Source organism: Allobosea sp. CCNWLY174, assembly GCF_037120455.1.
Taxonomy (GTDB): Bacteria; Pseudomonadota; Alphaproteobacteria; order Rhizobiales; family Beijerinckiaceae; genus Allobosea; species Allobosea lupini.
The window spans coordinates 82,378-97,945 of sequence record NZ_JBBBBQ010000008.1; the positions used below are offsets into that span (position 1 = coordinate 82,378).

Here is a 15,568-nt window from a genome sequence, read left to right on the forward strand (position 1 = left end):
GGCCGGCGGTTAGTCTGTTCCACAGGCAAGAACCGTGCCGAATTGCCGCAGGCTAAGGAGTCGGGATCGCGATGGCGATGATGCCACGCATGGAGCTGCGCCAGGGCCAGTCCCTGGTGATGACGCCGCAGCTATTGCAGGCGATCAAGCTGCTCCAGCTCTCCCATCTCGAACTCCAGAGCTTCGTCGAGGGCGAGCTCGAGCGCAATCCGCTGCTCGAGCGCGGCGACGAGGCTCCCGATGCCGGCTCGCTCAAGGGCGCCGGCGAAAGCCCGCTCGCCGCCGATGCCGAAGCCTATGCCCGCGCCGAGAGCCTCAACACCCAGGAGGGCATCGAGGGTCGCCTCGGCACCGGGCTCGACAATGTCTTCCAGAACGAGCAGCCCAAGGCGGCGCGGCTGGAGACACAAGGAGCCGACAGCCTGCCGATCATCGGCGGCACCTATGGCGGCTCCGGCGGCTCGTTCGAGGAGCGGCCCGAGGGCTTCGAAAGCGGGCTGACAAGCGAGCTTTCGCTGCACGAGCATCTCAGCGCCCAGCTCGACCTGGCCTTGACTGCGCCGGCCGAGCGCCTGATCGGCCGCCACATCATCGATGGCGTTGATGATGCCGGCTATCTGACCGAGCCGCTTGCCGACATAGCCGAACGCCTCGGCGTCGATCTTGCCAGGGTCGAGCGGGTACTCGCCATCGTCCAGGGCTTCGATCCCAGCGGTGTCGCCGCCCGCGATCTCGGCGAGTGCCTGGCGATCCAGCTGCGTGACCGCGACCGCTACGACCCGGCCATGCAGGCCCTCATCGCCAACCTGCCGCTCCTCGCCAAGCGCGACTTTGCCACCCTGAAGCGCATCTGCGGCGTCGATGACGAGGACATCGCCGACATGGTCGCCGAGATCCGGCGGCTCGACCCCAAGCCTGGGCGCGCCTTCGGCGGCTCGGCGGCGGAGACGGTGGTGCCGGATGTCTTCATCCGTGCTGCGCCGGACGGTTCCTGGCTTGTCGATCTCAACCCAGACACCTTGCCGCGCGTGCTGGTCAACCAGACCTATCATGCCCGCGTCACGAAGGCGGCCCGTAGCGATGTGGACAAGGCCTTCATCGCCGAATGCCTGCAGACGGCGAACTGGCTGACCCGCTCGCTCGAGCAGCGCGCCCGCACCATCCTGAAGGTCGCCAGCGAGATCGTGCGCCAGCAGGATGGCTTCTTCGCCCATGGCGTCGAGCATCTGCGCCCGCTCAACCTCAAGACCGTCGCCGACGCGATCGGCATGCACGAATCGACGGTCTCGCGCGTCACCTCGAACAAGTACCTCGCCTGCCCGCGCGGGGTCTTCGAGATGAAATACTTCTTTTCCGCCGCGATCGCGGCGACGGGTTATGGCGAGGCGCATTCGGCCGAGGCCGTACGGCACCGCATCAAGCAGATGATCGACGAGGAGCCGCCGCGGGACGTGCTTTCAGATGACGCCATCGTCTCCAGGCTGAAGGAGAGCGGCATCGATATCGCTCGCCGTACCGTGGCGAAGTATCGGGAATCGCTGCGCATTCCCTCCTCCATGGAGCGCCGCCGCGAGAAGGCGGCGATGGCGCTGGCCGGACGCTGAAGGGCGAACTCTTCCACGCCCGGCGTGCGGCGCAGCACAAATCGTCTTCTGTTCCATGAGATGCTCGCAGGCTTGCCCTGCCGCCAGAGCAACTGCGCGAGACCGCGCATTGACAACCCCATGAGGCCGTCCTTACCTCCTGAGGATGGTCGGCTACTGACCATGGCGACAAGAAGGGGAAGCACTCCATGAGCTTGCGAATCTCCGGCAAGAATCTCGATGTCGGCGAGGCCCTCCGTGGCCAGGCCGAGGCCAGGGTCGCCGCAGCGTTGGGCAAATACTATGAGGGCGGCTATCAGGGCCACGTCACCGTCGGCAAGGATGGCACCGCCTTCAAGACCGACGGTGTTCTGCATCTGTCTTCCGGCATCACCCTCGAAGCGTCGGCCACTGCGCATGATCCTTATGCCAGCCTCGACAAGATGGCCGAGCGCATCGAGAAGCGGCTGCGCCGCTACAAGCGACGGCTGAAGGATCGCGCCGCTGCCGCCAATGGGCGGGAGGCGGCCGTGGAAATCCCCAGCTATGTGATTGCCGCTCCCGACGAGGATATCGAGGAACACGAGGCCGATTACGCCGGTGAGAACCCGGTGATCGTGGCCGAATCGACCAAGTCCCTGCACCAGATGACGGTAAGCGACGCGGTCGCCGAGCTCGATCTGACCGGCGCGCCTGTGGTTATCTTCCGCCATGCTGGCAATGGGCGCATGAACGTCGTATACCGCCGCCGCGACGGCAATATCGGCTGGATCGATCCGCCGGCTTCTCTTTCTTGAAGTCCCGCCGCTGATGGAATTCGGGTGCCGGCCGGGATGCCGGTGGCGCCCGCGTTCCGGCACGGGACATGCATGGATTGGCCTATGACGCTGACCGATCTTCTCCGGCCCGATGCGGTGATCTCGCCGTTGCGCGCCAACAGCAAGAAGCAGGCCCTGCAGGAGCTGGCGCAGCACGCCGCCCTGCTCACCGGCCTGCCAGAGCGCGAGCTGTTCGAGGCCCTGCTCCAGCGCGAGCGTCTGGGTTCGACCGGCATCGGCGACGGCATCGCGATCCCGCATGGGCGCATGGCCGGCATCGACCGTCTTGTCGGTCTGTTCGCCCGCGCTGAGAAGGCGATCGATTTCGAGGCGCTGGACGGCCAGCCGGTCGACATCATCTTCGTGCTGATCGCGCCGGAAGGGGCGGGGGCCGATCATCTCAAGGCCCTGGCCCGCGTCGCCCGCGTGCTGCGCAACCAGGCGGTGCTGGAGCAGGTGCGCCACGCGCATGACCCGGCCGCCATTTACGCCATCCTTGCGGAGACCGCCGCCAAGGCGGCCTGACGGCAGGCCGCATGAGGCGGCTTCTTCCTTTGAATGATGACAGTCTGGGCTTGGAGGCCTTGCCCCGAGCGGCTATGACGCGGCCGAAGCTGTGAGGCGCCGTGCGCGGCGCCATTGAACCGCCGGAGTGCCGCGATGGCCTACACCCATGTCGATCTCTTCCCCCTCGGCGAGGACAAGACGCCCTATCGCTCGCTCGGCAGCGACGGCGTCACGGTCGAGACGGTCGCTGGCCGCGAGGTCCTGAGCGTCTCGCGCGAGGCGATCAAGCGGCTCTCCGAGCAGGCTTTCATCGACATCAACCACCTGCTGCGCCCGGGCCATCTCGCCCAGCTCGCCAAGATCCTCGACGATCCCGAGGCGACTGGAAACGACCGCTTCGTCGCCTATGACCTGCTCAAGAACGCGGGCATCGCTGCCGGCGGCGTGCTGCCGATGTGCCAGGACACCGGCACCGCAATCATCATGGGCAAGAAGGGCCGCAAGGTCTGGACGGACGGCGACGACGAGGCGGCGCTCGGCGAGGGCGTCTACGACGCCTATCTCAAGCGCAATCTGCGCTATTCGCAGGTCGCTCCGCTCTCCATGTTCGAGGAGAAGAACACCGCGACCAACCTGCCGGCGCAGATCGACATTTATGCCGAGGGTGAGGATGCCTACAAATTCCTCTTCGTTGCCAAGGGCGGCGGCTCGGCCAACAAGACCTTCCTCTTCCAGGCGACGCCCTCGCTCCTGACCAGGGACCGGATGATGGCGTTCCTGAAGGAGAAGATCCTGACGCTCGGCACCGCCGCCTGCCCGCCCTATCACCTCGCCATCGTCATCGGCGGCACTTCGGCCGAGCAGAACCTGAAGACGGTCAAGCTGGCCTCGACCAAGTACCTCGACGCTCTGCCGACCAAGGGCTCTCCCTCCGGCCATGCCTTCCGCGACCTTGAGATGGAGGAGGAGGTCCACAAGCTGACGCAGGCGCTCGGCGTCGGCGCCCAGTTCGGCGGCAAGTATTTCTGCCATGACGTGCGCGTCATCCGCCTGCCGCGCCACGGCGCCTCGCTGCCGATCGGGCTCGGCGTCTCCTGCTCGGCCGACCGCCAGGCCAAGGGCAAGATAACCAGGGACGGCATCTTCCTGGAGGCGCTGGAGACCGATCCGTCGAAGTACCTGCCGGAGATCGACGAGGCCAAGCTCGGCGGCGACGTCGTCAAGGTCGATCTTAACCGGCCGATGGCTGAGATTCTCGCCACATTGACGCAATACCCGGTAAAGACCCGGCTCTCGCTGACCGGAACGATCATCGTCGCGCGCGACTCGGCCCATGCCAAGATCCGCGAGCGCCTGGAGAACGGCCAGGGCATGCCGGACTATCTGAAGAACCACCCGGTTTACTATGCCGGCCCGGCCAAGACGCCGGAGGGCTTCGCCTCCGGCTCCTTCGGCCCGACCACGGCCGGCCGGATGGACTCCTTCGTCGACCAGTTCCAGTCCTTCGGCGGCTCGATGGTGATGCTGGCCAAGGGCAACCGCTCGGCCCAGGTCCGCGAGGCCTGCAAGGCCCACGGTGGTTTCTATCTCGGCTCGATCGGCGGCCCGGCGGCGCGGCTCGCCCAGGACTGCATCCGCAAGGTCGAGGTGCTCGAATATCCCGAGCTCGGCATGGAGGCGGTCTGGCGCATCGAGGTCGAGGATTTCCCCGCCTTCATCGTCATCGACGACAAGGGCAACGACTTCTTCAAGGAGCTGAACCTCGGATGATCGCCCGCGCTGCCGTCGCCGTCCTGCTGGCCCTGGCTCCCGCTGTCGCATCGGCGCAGCCGCGTCCCGTTCCGGCGACGTGCTCGCGTGACCTGTTCCAGAACGAGGCGGCGATGCGCCAGCGCCAGTACAAGATGCAGCAGGTCGCCACGGCCGACCAGGCGACGCAATGCGCCGCCTGGCGCGACCACGTGACCTTCATGCAGAAGGCGCGTTCGGTCTTCGCGACCTGCCAGACCGGCCGGCAGCGCGAGGAGAACGTCGCGCAGATGGACCAGTCGCTCGCCGACTATCGCGTGCTGCTCGCCAACCGCTGCGGGCGCCGATAGACAGTTCCGGCTCCCCTGACGAAAGGCCTGCGATGACCGACCAGACAGAAAGCCCGCTCGGCATCGCCGTCGTGCCGGTGACGCCGTTCCAGCAGAACTGCTCGATCGTCTGGTGCACACGCACCAAGGAGGCCGCGATCGTCGATCCCGGTGGCGATGTCGAGCGCGTCCGCGGCGCGCTGACGGAGCTCGGCGTCACGCCGGTCGCGATCTGGCTGACCCATGGCCATATCGATCATGCCGGCGGTGCGACCGAGCTCGCCGGCGTCTTGAACCTGCCGATCATCGGCCCGCACGAGGCCGACAAGTTCCTGCTCGACGCCCTGCCGCAGCAGGGGCTGATGTTCGAGATGCGCGGCGTACAGGCGGTGACGCCGACGCGCTGGCTCGCCGAAGGCGACACCGTCTCGGTCGGCGATATCGATTTCTCCGTGCTGCATGTGCCGGGGCATACACCCGGCCATGTCACGCTGTTCCAGAAGGATCTGCGCTTCCTGCTCGCCGGCGACACGATCTTCGCAGGCTCGGTCGGCCGTACGGATTTCCCCTACGGCAACCACAAGGACCTGATCGGTGGCATCAAGGGCAAGCTGCTGCCGCTCGGCGACGACGTCCAGTTCCTGCCAGGCCATGGTCAGGCGAGCACGCTCGGCGAGGAGCGCAAGACCAATCCGTTCCTGCAGGGGAATTCGCAGTAGGCCACCGCTGTCATGCTCGCCCTTGTGGCGAGCATCCACGTCTTGAACACTGCGCGCGATCATTGATGCAAAGACGTGGATAGTCGGGACAAGCCCGACCATGATGGGAAAGGTGATGACCCAGAAACGCTAACGGCCATGTCCGGAAGAGCGCGCGTACATCCGGCGTCGCTGGCTTCGGGTTCATGGCCGTCTTCAACGGAACGGAGGGCGGTGGAACGCCCTCGACATTGCCGTGATCCCGATATGGGACTGTGATCCCATCATTGCAAGGGGCAGGTCCATGACAGTGGGCCACGCGTTCAGGCGCCTGACCGCGTTGCCGGTTTCGCTGCCCATGCGATAGTCGGGCGATGTGGGATATTCTCTCCGCCTACTGGCCTCATATTCTTGGCTTCGTCTCGCTGGCGCTGACGGTGGTCGCCGCCAGCCATGCCGCGATGACCAAGGACGATGTCCGCGCCGCCATCGGCTGGGTCGGCGTCATCGTGCTCTCGCCGATCATCGGGTCGCTGGTCTATGCGGTCGGCGGCATCAACCGCATCCGCCGCGCCTCGATCGCCTCGCAGCGCCGGCAGACGCTCGCTTATCCACTGGCTCAGACATTCGAAGTCTCCGACGCGGAGGTCGCCGGCGATGTCGGGCGCCGCTTCGCCGCGCTGAAGGCGCTCGGCGACAAGGCGACGCGCCGGCATCTCAAGACCGGCAACGCCATCGCGGTGCTCCGGACCGGTGACGAGGCCTATGCCGCGATGATCGCGGCGATTGCGGCGGCCGAGCGCTCGGTCATTCTCGAAACCTACATCTTCGACCGCGATCCGCTCGGCCTGCGCGTCGCCGACGCGCTGATCGCGGCCCATGAGCGCGGCGTCGCGGTGCGTGTGCTGATCGACGCCGTCGGCGCGCGCTATTCGGTGCCGAGCATCGTCGGCTACCTGCAGAAGGGCGGCGTGCCGGTCGACGTCTTCAACGGCAATATCATCATCGGCCTGAGATTGCCCTATGCGAACCTGCGCACGCACCGCAAGCTGCTGATCGCCGATGGGCGGATCGCCTTCGCCGGCGGCATGAACATCCGCCGGGGCTTCACGACCGAGTTTGCCGGCGAGGCGGCCGGGCACGATACGCATTTCCGGATCGAGGGACCGGTCGTCGAGGACCTGTTCGGCGTCGCGGCCGAGGATTGGCGCTTCGCTTCGGGCGAGGAACTGACTGGCGATATCTGGACGGTCACGCCGGAGGCGGCTCGGCAAGGTCCGACGGTGCTGATGCGCGCGGTGGCTTCCGGCCCCGACGCCAGCCTAGAGACCAATCACAAGCTGCTGATCGGCGCCTTCTCGGTGGCGCGCGAGTCGATCCGGATCATGTCGCCCTATTTCCTGCCGGACCGGGAATTGATCAGCGCGCTGGTGACCGCGGCGCGTCGCGGCGTCGCCATCGACATCGTCGTGCCTGACGTCAACAACCTCGTCCTGGTCGATCGCGCCATGCGGGCGCAGTTCGACCAAGTGCTGAAGGATGGTTGCCGGATCTGGCGCGCCACCGGCTCCTTCGACCATTCCAAGCTGCTCGCGATCGACGGCACCTGGGCCTATGTCGGCTCGTCCAACCTCGATGCGCGCTCGCTCAGGCTGAATTTCGAGATCGATCTCGAAGTGCTCGACCAAGGCTTCGCCCGCGGGATCGAACAGCGCATCGATGCCGCGATTTCAGGAGCGCATCCAGTCACGCTGAAGGAACTGCGCGCGCGGCCCTTCCCCTTGCGTCTGCTCGACCGGATGCTCTGGCTCTGCTCGCCCTATTTGTGAGGGCTGGTGTCGCCTTCGTCAGAAAGCGCGTGTCGTCCCGGGCGACCGAAGGGAGACCCGGGACCCATTCCGGAACCTTTCCGATAGGGGTTCAGGCATGGATCCCGGATGTTGACGGCGCCAAGCCTCAGGCGTCGAACACGCCCTTCAGGAAGTCCTGCTTGCCGATCTGGAAGCCGTTCTCGCGCAGGATGTCGTAGGCCGTCGTAGCGTGGAAATAGAAGTTCGGCAGGGCAAAGCGCGTGAGATAGTCGGCGCCCTTCATCGTGACGGTCGCCGAGGGGCCGCGCGGGAAGGTCACATCCTTGTCGAGCCCGGCATCGAGCGCCGCCTTGTCGACCGAGGCGATGAAGTCGAGCGTTTTCGCGATCCGCGCCTTCAGCTCCTCGAAGCTCTTCTCCTCGTCGGGAAAGCGCGGGTTCTCCGCCCCGCTCACCCGCGCTGCCGCGTTCTTGGCGAAATCGGACATGAGCTGGACCTGCCGGGTGAAGGACAGCATGTCCGGGGCGAGCCGGCTCGACAGCAGCACCTCCGGCTGGATCTTGCGTTGGGAGGCCTCCGCCGTCGCCTTGTCGAGGATGGCGTCGAGCGCCTTCAGGGTCTGGATGAAACCGGGGAAGACGGCGTCATAGGCGGAAAGCGGCATCGAGAAGTCCTCACCAACGAAAACGGGCCCGGAAAGGGCCCGCTGTCATCACCGATATAAGGCTTCGCCGCCGCTGTCAGCGGCGTACGGCGTCAGTCCTTGGCGCGCTCGACATAGGAGCCGTCGGCGGTCATCACCACGATGCGGGTGCCCGCTCCGATATGCGGCGGCACGGCGGTGCGCACGCCATTGGTCAGGATCGCCGGCTTGTAGGAGGAGGAGGCCGTCTGGCCCTTGGTCACCGGCTCGGTCTCGGCGACCTCGACCGTGACGCGCTGCGGCAGCTCGATCGCCACCGCCCGGTCCTCGAACACCGAGAGCGAGACCTTCATGCCTTCCTGGAGATAGGGAGCCATGTCGCCCACGACATCGCCATCGACCGGGATCTGGTCGTAGGTCTCGGGGTTCATAAAAACGTACTGCTCGCCGTCCTGATAGAGATAGGTGAAGTCGCGATCCTCGACATAGGCGCGCTCGACCTGCTCGGTCGTCTTGTAGCGCTGGGTCATCTTCACGCCATCGGAGATGCGGCGCATGTCGATCTGCGTCGTCGGCGTACCCTTGCCCGGGAAGAAGCTCTCGGCCGAGATGACCGTGCAGAGATGTCCGTCGAGCTCGAGGACGTTGCCCTTGCGGACGGAGGAGGCGATGACCTTGACCACGTGTGATTTCCTTGGCTGGCGCGGGCTTCATCCGCGCGCTATGCGAAGTCCTGTGCCGCGCCACTACCGCATTCGAGGCGCAAACGGAAGCGCGCAGGCCGGTTTGCATGGCTTTCGCTATAGAGAGATGTGATGAGCCAGAGCTATCCGCCCTTCTGGCGGCCGGACATCCATGCCGACCGGCGCCCCGCGCTGCTGGCGCGCGGGCGGATCAAGGCTGCGCTGCGGCGCTGGTTCGAGGCGCGCGACTTCATCGAGGTCGAGGCCGCGATCCTGCAGCTCTCGCCCGGCAACGAGACGCATCTGCACGGCTTTTCGACCTCGCTGATCGACGATGCCGGCGCCGGCCACCCCTACTACCTGCACACCTCGCCCGAATTCGCCGCCAAGAAGCTGTTGGCGGCCGGCGAGCCGCGCCTCTTCGATTTCGCGCGCGTCTTCCGCAATCGCGAGCGCTCGGCGCTCCACCATCCGGAGTTCACCATGCTGGAGTGGTATCGCGCCGGGGAGGATTACGAGACGTTGATGGAGGATTGCGCGGCGCTGCTGGCCGAGGCGGCCCGCGCGGCCGGGGCGAGCATGCTGCGCTGGCGCGGCGCCGAGGTCGACCCGTTCGCGGCGCCGGAGCGGCTGACCGTGCAGGATGCCTTTCGCCGTCATGCCGGCATCGATCTCAAGCGCACGATCGCGGCCGACCTTTATCTCGACCGCCCGGCGCTGGCGGCCGATGCCGCTGAAGCCGGCATCCGGGTTGCCGAGGACGACAACTGGTCCGACATCTTCAGCCGCATCCTCTCCGAGAGGATCGAGCCCGAGCTCGGTCGCGGCCGCGCCACCATCCTGTGCGAATACCCGATCTCGGAAGCGGCGCTGGCCCGGCCGAAGCCCGGCGATCCGCGCGTCGCCGAGCGCTTCGAGCTTTATGCCTGCGGGGTCGAACTTGCCAATGCCTTCGGCGAGCTGACGGACCCGGCCGAGCAGCGCCGGCGCTTCGAGGCTGATATGGACGAGAAGCAGCGCATCTATGGCGAGCGCTATCCGGTCGACGAGGACTTCCTTGCGGCGCTTGCGGTGATGCCGCAGGCGTCGGGCATCGCGCTTGGGTTCGACCGGCTGGTCATGCTCGCCACCGGCGCGCGCCGGATCGAGGATGTGCTCTGGACGCCGGTCGCGGAACCGGGCAGGGGAGGGCGATGACGATCCATCAGCCGCCCGGCCAGCCGCTGAAGACGCTCGACGCCCTCGTCGAGCGCGGCCTCGTCGCGCCTGAGCGGCGCGCGGCCCTGGCCGAGGTGGCCAAGCACTACGCCGTCTCGGTGACGCCGGCGATCGCGGCGCTGATCGATCCGGCCGACGAAGCCGATCCGATCGCCCGCCAGTTCATCCCTGCTTCGGCCGAGCTGACGACCTTACCGGAAGAACGGGCCGACCCGATCGGCGACGAGGCGCATTCGCCGGTCGAGGGCGTGGTCCATCGTTATCCGGACCGGGCTTTGCTCAAGCTGGTCCATGCCTGCCCGGTCTATTGCCGCTTCTGCTTCCGCCGCGAGATGGTCGGCCCCGGCGGCGATGCCTTGACCGGCGACAAGCTCGACGCCGCGCTCGCCTATCTCGCCTCCTGTCCGGAGATCTGGGAGGTGATCATGACCGGCGGCGACCCGTTGATCCTCTCCGCCCGCCGTGTGCGCGAGGTGGCCAGGCGTCTTGCCGCGATCCCGCATATCAAGGTGGCGCGCTGGCATACGCGCGTGCCGATGGTCCAGCCCGAGCGCATCACCGAGGATTATGCCCGCGCGCTGCGCATTTCCGGCAAGGCGAGCTACATCGCCGTCCACGCCAACCACCCGCGCGAGTTCACCGCGGACTCGAAGGCAGCGCTGGCGCGCCTCGCCGATGCCGGCCATGTCCTGATCAGCCAGAGCGTGCTGCTCAAGGGCGTCAACGCCGATATCGAGACGCTGTCGGCGCTGATGCGGGCCTTCGTCGAGAACCGGGTCAAACCGTATTACCTGCACCATCCTGATCTCGCGCCGGGGACCTCGCATTTCCGGCTCTCGCTGGCGGAAGGGCAGGCGCTCGTCAAAAGCCTGCGCGGCAACCTTTCCGGCCTGTGCCAGCCGACCTATATCCTCGACATCCCAGGCGGGGCCGGCAAGATCCCGGTCGGACCCGCCTTCCTTTCGGGCTGCGAGACGCCCGGCGCGCACGGCTTCGCGGAGGATCGCCATGGCGAGCTCCATGCCTATCCGCCGGTCTGACGCAAGCCCCGCCGCGGCGCTCCGCGAAGGATCGAAGACCATGCTGACCCCCTCCGCGCCCGACAAGCTGCCGCTCGCGATCGTTTCCGACATCGCCTGCCCCTGGTGCTTCATCGGCAAGGCCCGGCTCGAGACCGCGCTCGCCAACCATAATCTGACCGAGCGGGTTGCCATCACCTGGCTGCCCTATGAGCTCAATCCGGAGATGGCGGCTGGTGGCATGGACCGCACCGCCTATCTCGACGGCAAGTTCGGCCCCGGCAAGCGCCGCGAGATCGAACTGCGCCTGTCCGAGGCGGCGCTGGAGAGCGGCGTCACCTTCAACTGGGCCAAGGTGACGAAGAGCGTCAACACCCGCATGGCGCATATGCTCGTCGCCGCCGCAGCGACCGTGCAGCGCGGCGGCGAGATGACCGCGGCGCTGTTCAAGGCCTATTGGCAGGATGGGCGCGATATCGGCGACCTCGAGACGCTGGTCGCGATCGCCGGCGAGCAGGGCTTCGACGAGCAGGCGGCGCGCGACGAGCTCGCCAATGACGAATTGCGCGAGACCATTATCGGGCTGGAAGCCCATGCCCAGAAGGTCGGCGTCACCGGCGTGCCCTTCTTCATTGTTGACGGCAAGCTCGCGGTGTCGGGCGCGCAGCCGCCGGAGGTCTGGACGCAGGTGTTTGCGCAGGTGCTGGCGGCGAAGCCTCATGACGAGGATGATTGACGCGTTCCGGAGTGATCTTAGCCGCCGGGTCGAAAAAAAGATCCGTCTCAAAAATGAGAAATCCTTGCGCTAGCACTCGAATCGTGCCTTTCACCCGGTAGCAGGCGGAGGGCAGAGCGATGACGCAGAAGATCAACGATCTCCGGGACCGCATGATCGTCGCGCTCGACGTGCCGACGGTCTGGGACGCCTATCGCATCGTCTCGACGCTCGGCGACGGCGCGAGCTTCTACAAGATCGGCTATCGGCTCGCCTTCGCTGGCGGGCTCGACCTTGCCCGCCAGCTCGTGACCGAAGGCAAGAAGGTCTTCCTCGATCTCAAGCTGCACGACATCGGCAACACGGTGACCGAGGGCGTGGAATCGCTGACCAAGCTCGGCGTCACCTTCCTGACCGTGCACGCCTATCCGCAGACCATGCGCGGCGCGGTCGAGGGCCGCGGCGAGGCGGCGCTGAAGCTGCTCGCCGTCACCGCTTTGACCTCCTATGACGATGGCGACCTCAGGGATGCCGGCTATGGGCTCGCGGTGCGCGATCTCGTGCGCCTGCGCGCCCAGCAGGCCCGCACCGCCGGCGTCGACGGCATCGTCTGCTCCGCCGCCGAGACCGAGATCGTCCGCGACGTCATCGGCCCCGACATGGCGATCGTCACCCCCGGCATCCGGCCGGCCGGCAGCGCCGCCGGCGACCAGAAGCGCACGCTCACCCCGGCCGAGGCGATCCGCGCCGGCGCCGACCACCTCGTCGTCGGGCGTCCCATCATCCGCGCGGCAGACCCGCGTGCAGCGGCGGCTGCGGTCATGGACGAGATCGCCGGCGCCGCATAATCTCCCGCCTCCTTTCCATCGGATACGGATACGGCAATGCCCAAGGGATATGTGATCGGTCGCGCCAAGGTGACCAATGCGACGCAATGGGCGGTCTATGCCGCGAAAGCCTCCGAGGTGATCAAGCAGTATGGCGGCACGCCTCTGGTCCGCGGCGGCCAGATGTCGGTCGGCGAGGGCGAGGGCCGGGCTCGCAACGTCGTCCTCGAATTTCCCGATTACGCGGCGGCCAAGGCCTATCTGTTTTCGGTCGAATATGGCGAGGCGCGCAAGCTGCGCGAGGGCGCCGGCGAGATCGACCTGATCGCGGTCGAGGGGGCGTGACCATGGCGAAAGGCTACTGGATCGCCCGCGTCGACGTGCAGAACGAGTCGGAATACGCCACCTACCGCTCGCTCAACGCCATCGCCTTCGCCAAATACGGCGGCAAGTTCGTCGTCCGCGGCGGCGAGTACAAGCTCGCCCGCGGCGAGGGCCGCAAGCACAACGTCGTCATCGAGTTCAAGGACATCGAGACGGCACGCGCCTGCTACGATTCGCCGGAATACCAGGCGGCGGTGCAGCATCTCGCCAAGGTCGGCCCGGTCGATCTCGTCATCATCGAGGGCTATGAGGGCGCGCAGCCGGGCGATTGAGTCCGGTCCGCGCATTCAAACCCTCTAGTCGTTCCGGGCGACCGGAGGGAGGCCAGGGACCCATTCCGGAACCTCTATCGGAAAGGCTCCGGAAGGATCCCGGATCGGCGCGGCTTCGCCGCTTGTCCGGGATGACTGCCTTTGTGTTGGCAGGGCGACGTTTCAACTCTCGAACAGCGTCCGGAAGCGGCTCGGCTGCGAGCGCAGATACTGCTTCGGCGCCTTGACGCTGGCGCCGAGATGGGCGGCGGCATGCCAGGGCCAGCGCGGATCGTAGAGGATGCCGCGGGCGAGTGCGACCATGTCGGCATCGCCGCCGGCGACCACTGCCTCGGCATGCTCGTAATCGGTGATCAACCCGACCGCGATGGTCGGCACGCCCGTCGCCGCCTTCACCGCCCGGGCCAGCGGCACCTGATAGCCCGGCGACAGCGCGATTGTCTGCGCGGCCGAGACGCCGCCGCTGGAGACGTGGATGAAGCTGACGCCGCGCGCCTTCAGCGCCTCCGAGAAGGCGACGGTCTGGCCGATGTCCCAGCCGCCCTCGACCCAGTCGGTCCCGGAGACGCGCACGCCGAGCGGGATCGCGGCCGGCACCGCCTCGCGCACCGCATCGAAGACCTCGAGCGGGAAACGCATGCGGTTCTCCAGCGAGCCGCCATAGGCATCGTCACGCTGGTTGGCGAGCGGCGACAGGAACTGGTGCAAGAGATAGCCATGGGCGCAATGCAGTTCGATCGCCTGCAGGCCGAGCCGCACGGCCCGGCGCGCCGTCGCGACGAAGGCTTCGCGGATCCGCTTCAGCCCGGCGGCGTCGAGCGGCAGCGGCGGCCGGTCCTTGGCCTGCATCGGCAAGGCCGAGGGTGCGAGCGTCTGCCAGCCGCGATCCTCGAGCGGGCGTTGCCCGCCACCGGTCCAGGGCGAATGGACCGAGGCCTTGCGGCCGGCATGGCCGAGCTGGATGCCGATCGGCATCTCGGAATGGCGCCGGATACCCTCAAGCACGCGCGCCAGCGCCGCCTCGTTCGCATCGCTCCATAAGCCGAGATCGTCCGGACTGATCCGCCCCTCGGGCTCGACCGCGGTCGCCTCGATGATCAGCAGCCCGGCGCCCGACAGGGCGAGGTTGCCGAGATGGATCAGGTGCCAGTCGGTCGCCGAGCCCTCCTCGGCCGAATACTGGCACATCGGCGCGATCACGATCCGATTCGACAGGTGCAGGCCGCCGAGGTCGAAGGGCTGGAAGAGCTGGCTTGGCATGGATGTCTCCGGGCTGGCGTTCAGGGCGAGATCAGCCAGATTGCGAGGGGGAAGGTGAGGGCGGCTGCGGCGGTCGAGATCACGATCGCAGCCGCGATCGGGCGGCTGCCGGTGTCGAAGCGTTCGGCAATGACGAAGACATTGGCCGCGATCGGCAGCGCCGCATAGAGCACGCCGGCCTGGACCCAGAACGGATCGAGCTTCAGGACCAGCGCCAGCACGACCCAGGTCAGCAGGGGGTGCAGGATGAGCTTGCCGGCGACCAGCGGCAGCACGCCGCGCAAGGGCAGCCTGCCCTGCCGGCTCCACTGGAAGGCAGCGATCCCCAGCGCGAAGACGCCGACCGGCGCGGCCGAGGCGCCGAGGAAGAGCAGGAACCGGTCGACCGGCTCAGGCAGCGCGGCCCCGCTCAGCGACAGTGCGATCCCGGCCATGATCGAGAGCATGAACGGGTTGACGATCGTACCGCGGACGAGCCTGGCCGCGATCGCAAGTGGCGAGCCCTGGCCGCGTCCGGCCTCGATCAGCCCGATCGAGAGCGGCACGATCAGGGCGGTGTCGCAGATCAGTCCGATCGCAATCGGCGCCGCGGCGCTGTCGCCGAGGAAGGCGAGCATCAGCGGGATGCCGAGGAAGGCGAAATTGCCGCCGACCAGTGCCTGGCCGCGTGACACCGCGTTGGGGAAGGGCAGGCCGAGCAGGCGCCGTTGCAGCAGGATCGCGAGCGCCAGCACCGCGACGCCGATCAGGGCGAGAGCGGCGAAGAAGACGCCGTTCCACAATTCCGCGATCGGCTGGCGCGACATCACCCGCAGGACCATCGCCGGCGTCGCCACCATGAAGGCGAATGTGTTGAACACCCTGACTGTGTCGGCCGCGAACAGGCTGCGCCAGGCGGTGAAGGCGCCGAGCGCGATCACCGCGAAGAAGGGCGTACTGGTGGCGAGGAATTGCAGCATGAACGGACCGGTTGCCCGCGCGACGGGCTTGTCCAATCGCGCTAGCAGATTTCAGCAAGGCGCGCGGCTGCCGCAGACGCATGGGGCCTGCGC

Annotated in this window: 17 protein-coding genes; 13 read left to right on the plus strand and 4 right to left on the minus strand. The window is 67.0% G+C overall.

Going from position 1 to position 15,568, the window contains the following annotated elements:
• Window positions 1-71: 71 nt before the first annotated feature.
• From rpoN to V7S63_RS21240, 7 genes are all read left to right on the plus strand, one after another.
• Window positions 72-1,604, plus strand: coding sequence for an RNA polymerase factor sigma-54 (gene rpoN / locus V7S63_RS21210; RefSeq protein WP_336531672.1), 1,533 nt, complete (start codon window positions 72-74; stop codon window positions 1,602-1,604).
• 188 nt (window positions 1,605-1,792) lie between these two features.
• Complete coding sequence (gene hpf / locus V7S63_RS21215; RefSeq protein WP_091833624.1) at window positions 1,793-2,380, plus strand: ribosome hibernation-promoting factor, HPF/YfiA family; 588 nt, start codon at window positions 1,793-1,795, stop codon at window positions 2,378-2,380.
• Window positions 2,381-2,464: 84 nt separating this feature from the next.
• Window positions 2,465-2,926 carry a PTS IIA-like nitrogen regulatory protein PtsN gene (gene ptsN, locus V7S63_RS21220; protein ID WP_091833628.1) on the plus strand — a complete coding sequence of 154 codons (462 nt, stop codon included), beginning with the start codon at window positions 2,465-2,467 and terminating at the stop codon, window positions 2,924-2,926.
• 135 nt (window positions 2,927-3,061) lie between these two features.
• On the plus strand, window positions 3,062-4,678 hold the full coding sequence (locus V7S63_RS21225; protein ID WP_336531673.1) for a fumarate hydratase: 1,617 nt from the start codon (window positions 3,062-3,064) through the stop codon (window positions 4,676-4,678).
• Window positions 4,675-5,007 carry a hypothetical protein gene (locus tag V7S63_RS21230; protein WP_091833633.1) on the plus strand — a complete coding sequence of 111 codons (333 nt, stop codon included), beginning with the start codon at window positions 4,675-4,677 and terminating at the stop codon, window positions 5,005-5,007. Before V7S63_RS21225 ends, V7S63_RS21230 begins: the two co-directional genes overlap by 4 nt.
• A 32-nt stretch (window positions 5,008-5,039) precedes the next feature.
• Window positions 5,040-5,705: an MBL fold metallo-hydrolase gene (locus V7S63_RS21235; RefSeq protein ID WP_336531674.1), complete on the plus strand. Its 666-nt coding sequence runs from the start codon at window positions 5,040-5,042 to the stop codon at window positions 5,703-5,705.
• Window positions 5,706-6,058: 353 nt separating this feature from the next.
• Window positions 6,059-7,513, plus strand: a complete 1,455-nt coding sequence (locus tag V7S63_RS21240; protein ID WP_336531675.1) for a phospholipase D-like domain-containing protein — start codon at window positions 6,059-6,061, stop codon at window positions 7,511-7,513.
• A gap of 127 nt (window positions 7,514-7,640) precedes the next feature.
• Here the strand turns inward: V7S63_RS21240 and V7S63_RS21245 are convergent, their stop codons facing one another.
• Both V7S63_RS21245 and efp read right to left on the minus strand, forming a co-directional pair.
• Complete coding sequence (locus V7S63_RS21245) at window positions 7,641-8,159, minus strand: DUF1993 domain-containing protein (RefSeq protein ID WP_091833642.1); 519 nt, start codon at window positions 8,157-8,159, stop codon at window positions 7,641-7,643.
• Window positions 8,160-8,251: 92 nt separating this feature from the next.
• Window positions 8,252-8,821, minus strand: a complete 570-nt coding sequence (efp, locus tag V7S63_RS21250) for an elongation factor P (protein WP_091833646.1) — start codon at window positions 8,819-8,821, stop codon at window positions 8,252-8,254.
• A 132-nt stretch (window positions 8,822-8,953) separates the two neighbouring features.
• Between efp and epmA the strand changes: the two genes are divergently transcribed.
• The 6 genes from epmA (at window position 8,954) to V7S63_RS21280 (ending at window position 13,256) form a co-directional block, all read left to right on the plus strand.
• On the plus strand, window positions 8,954-10,018 hold the full coding sequence (gene epmA, locus V7S63_RS21255) for an EF-P lysine aminoacylase EpmA (protein ID WP_336531676.1): 1,065 nt from the start codon (window positions 8,954-8,956) through the stop codon (window positions 10,016-10,018).
• Window positions 10,015-11,079 carry a lysine-2,3-aminomutase-like protein gene (locus V7S63_RS21260; RefSeq protein ID WP_336531677.1) on the plus strand — a complete coding sequence of 355 codons (1,065 nt, stop codon included), beginning with the start codon at window positions 10,015-10,017 and terminating at the stop codon, window positions 11,077-11,079. The genes epmA and V7S63_RS21260 overlap by 4 nt, the downstream gene beginning before the upstream one ends.
• A 40-nt stretch (window positions 11,080-11,119) precedes the next feature.
• A complete protein-coding gene (locus V7S63_RS21265; protein ID WP_336531678.1) occupies window positions 11,120-11,794 on the plus strand; it encodes a DsbA family oxidoreductase in 675 nt (224 codons plus the stop codon).
• Between the two features lie 119 nt (window positions 11,795-11,913).
• The gene (gene pyrF / locus V7S63_RS21270) at window positions 11,914-12,621 is read left to right on the plus strand and encodes an orotidine-5'-phosphate decarboxylase (RefSeq protein WP_336531679.1); all 708 of its coding nucleotides are present in this window, start codon (window positions 11,914-11,916) and stop codon (window positions 12,619-12,621) included.
• A 36-nt stretch (window positions 12,622-12,657) separates the two neighbouring features.
• Complete coding sequence (locus V7S63_RS21275) at window positions 12,658-12,945, plus strand: DUF1330 domain-containing protein (protein WP_100962854.1); 288 nt, start codon at window positions 12,658-12,660, stop codon at window positions 12,943-12,945.
• Window positions 12,946-12,947: 2 nt separating this feature from the next.
• On the plus strand, window positions 12,948-13,256 hold the full coding sequence (locus V7S63_RS21280) for a DUF1330 domain-containing protein (protein ID WP_091833665.1): 309 nt from the start codon (window positions 12,948-12,950) through the stop codon (window positions 13,254-13,256).
• A 162-nt stretch (window positions 13,257-13,418) separates the two neighbouring features.
• Here V7S63_RS21280 and V7S63_RS21285 read toward each other — a convergent pair whose 3' ends face one another.
• Both V7S63_RS21285 and V7S63_RS21290 read right to left on the minus strand, forming a co-directional pair.
• Window positions 13,419-14,516 (minus strand): NADH:flavin oxidoreductase/NADH oxidase, encoded by a 1,098-nt coding sequence (locus V7S63_RS21285; protein ID WP_336531680.1) that lies wholly within the window; start codon window positions 14,514-14,516, stop codon window positions 13,419-13,421.
• A 20-nt stretch (window positions 14,517-14,536) separates the two neighbouring features.
• The gene (locus V7S63_RS21290) at window positions 14,537-15,511 is read right to left on the minus strand and encodes an AEC family transporter (protein WP_336531681.1); all 975 of its coding nucleotides are present in this window, start codon (window positions 15,509-15,511) and stop codon (window positions 14,537-14,539) included.
• Window positions 15,512-15,568: the final 57 nt, after the last annotated feature.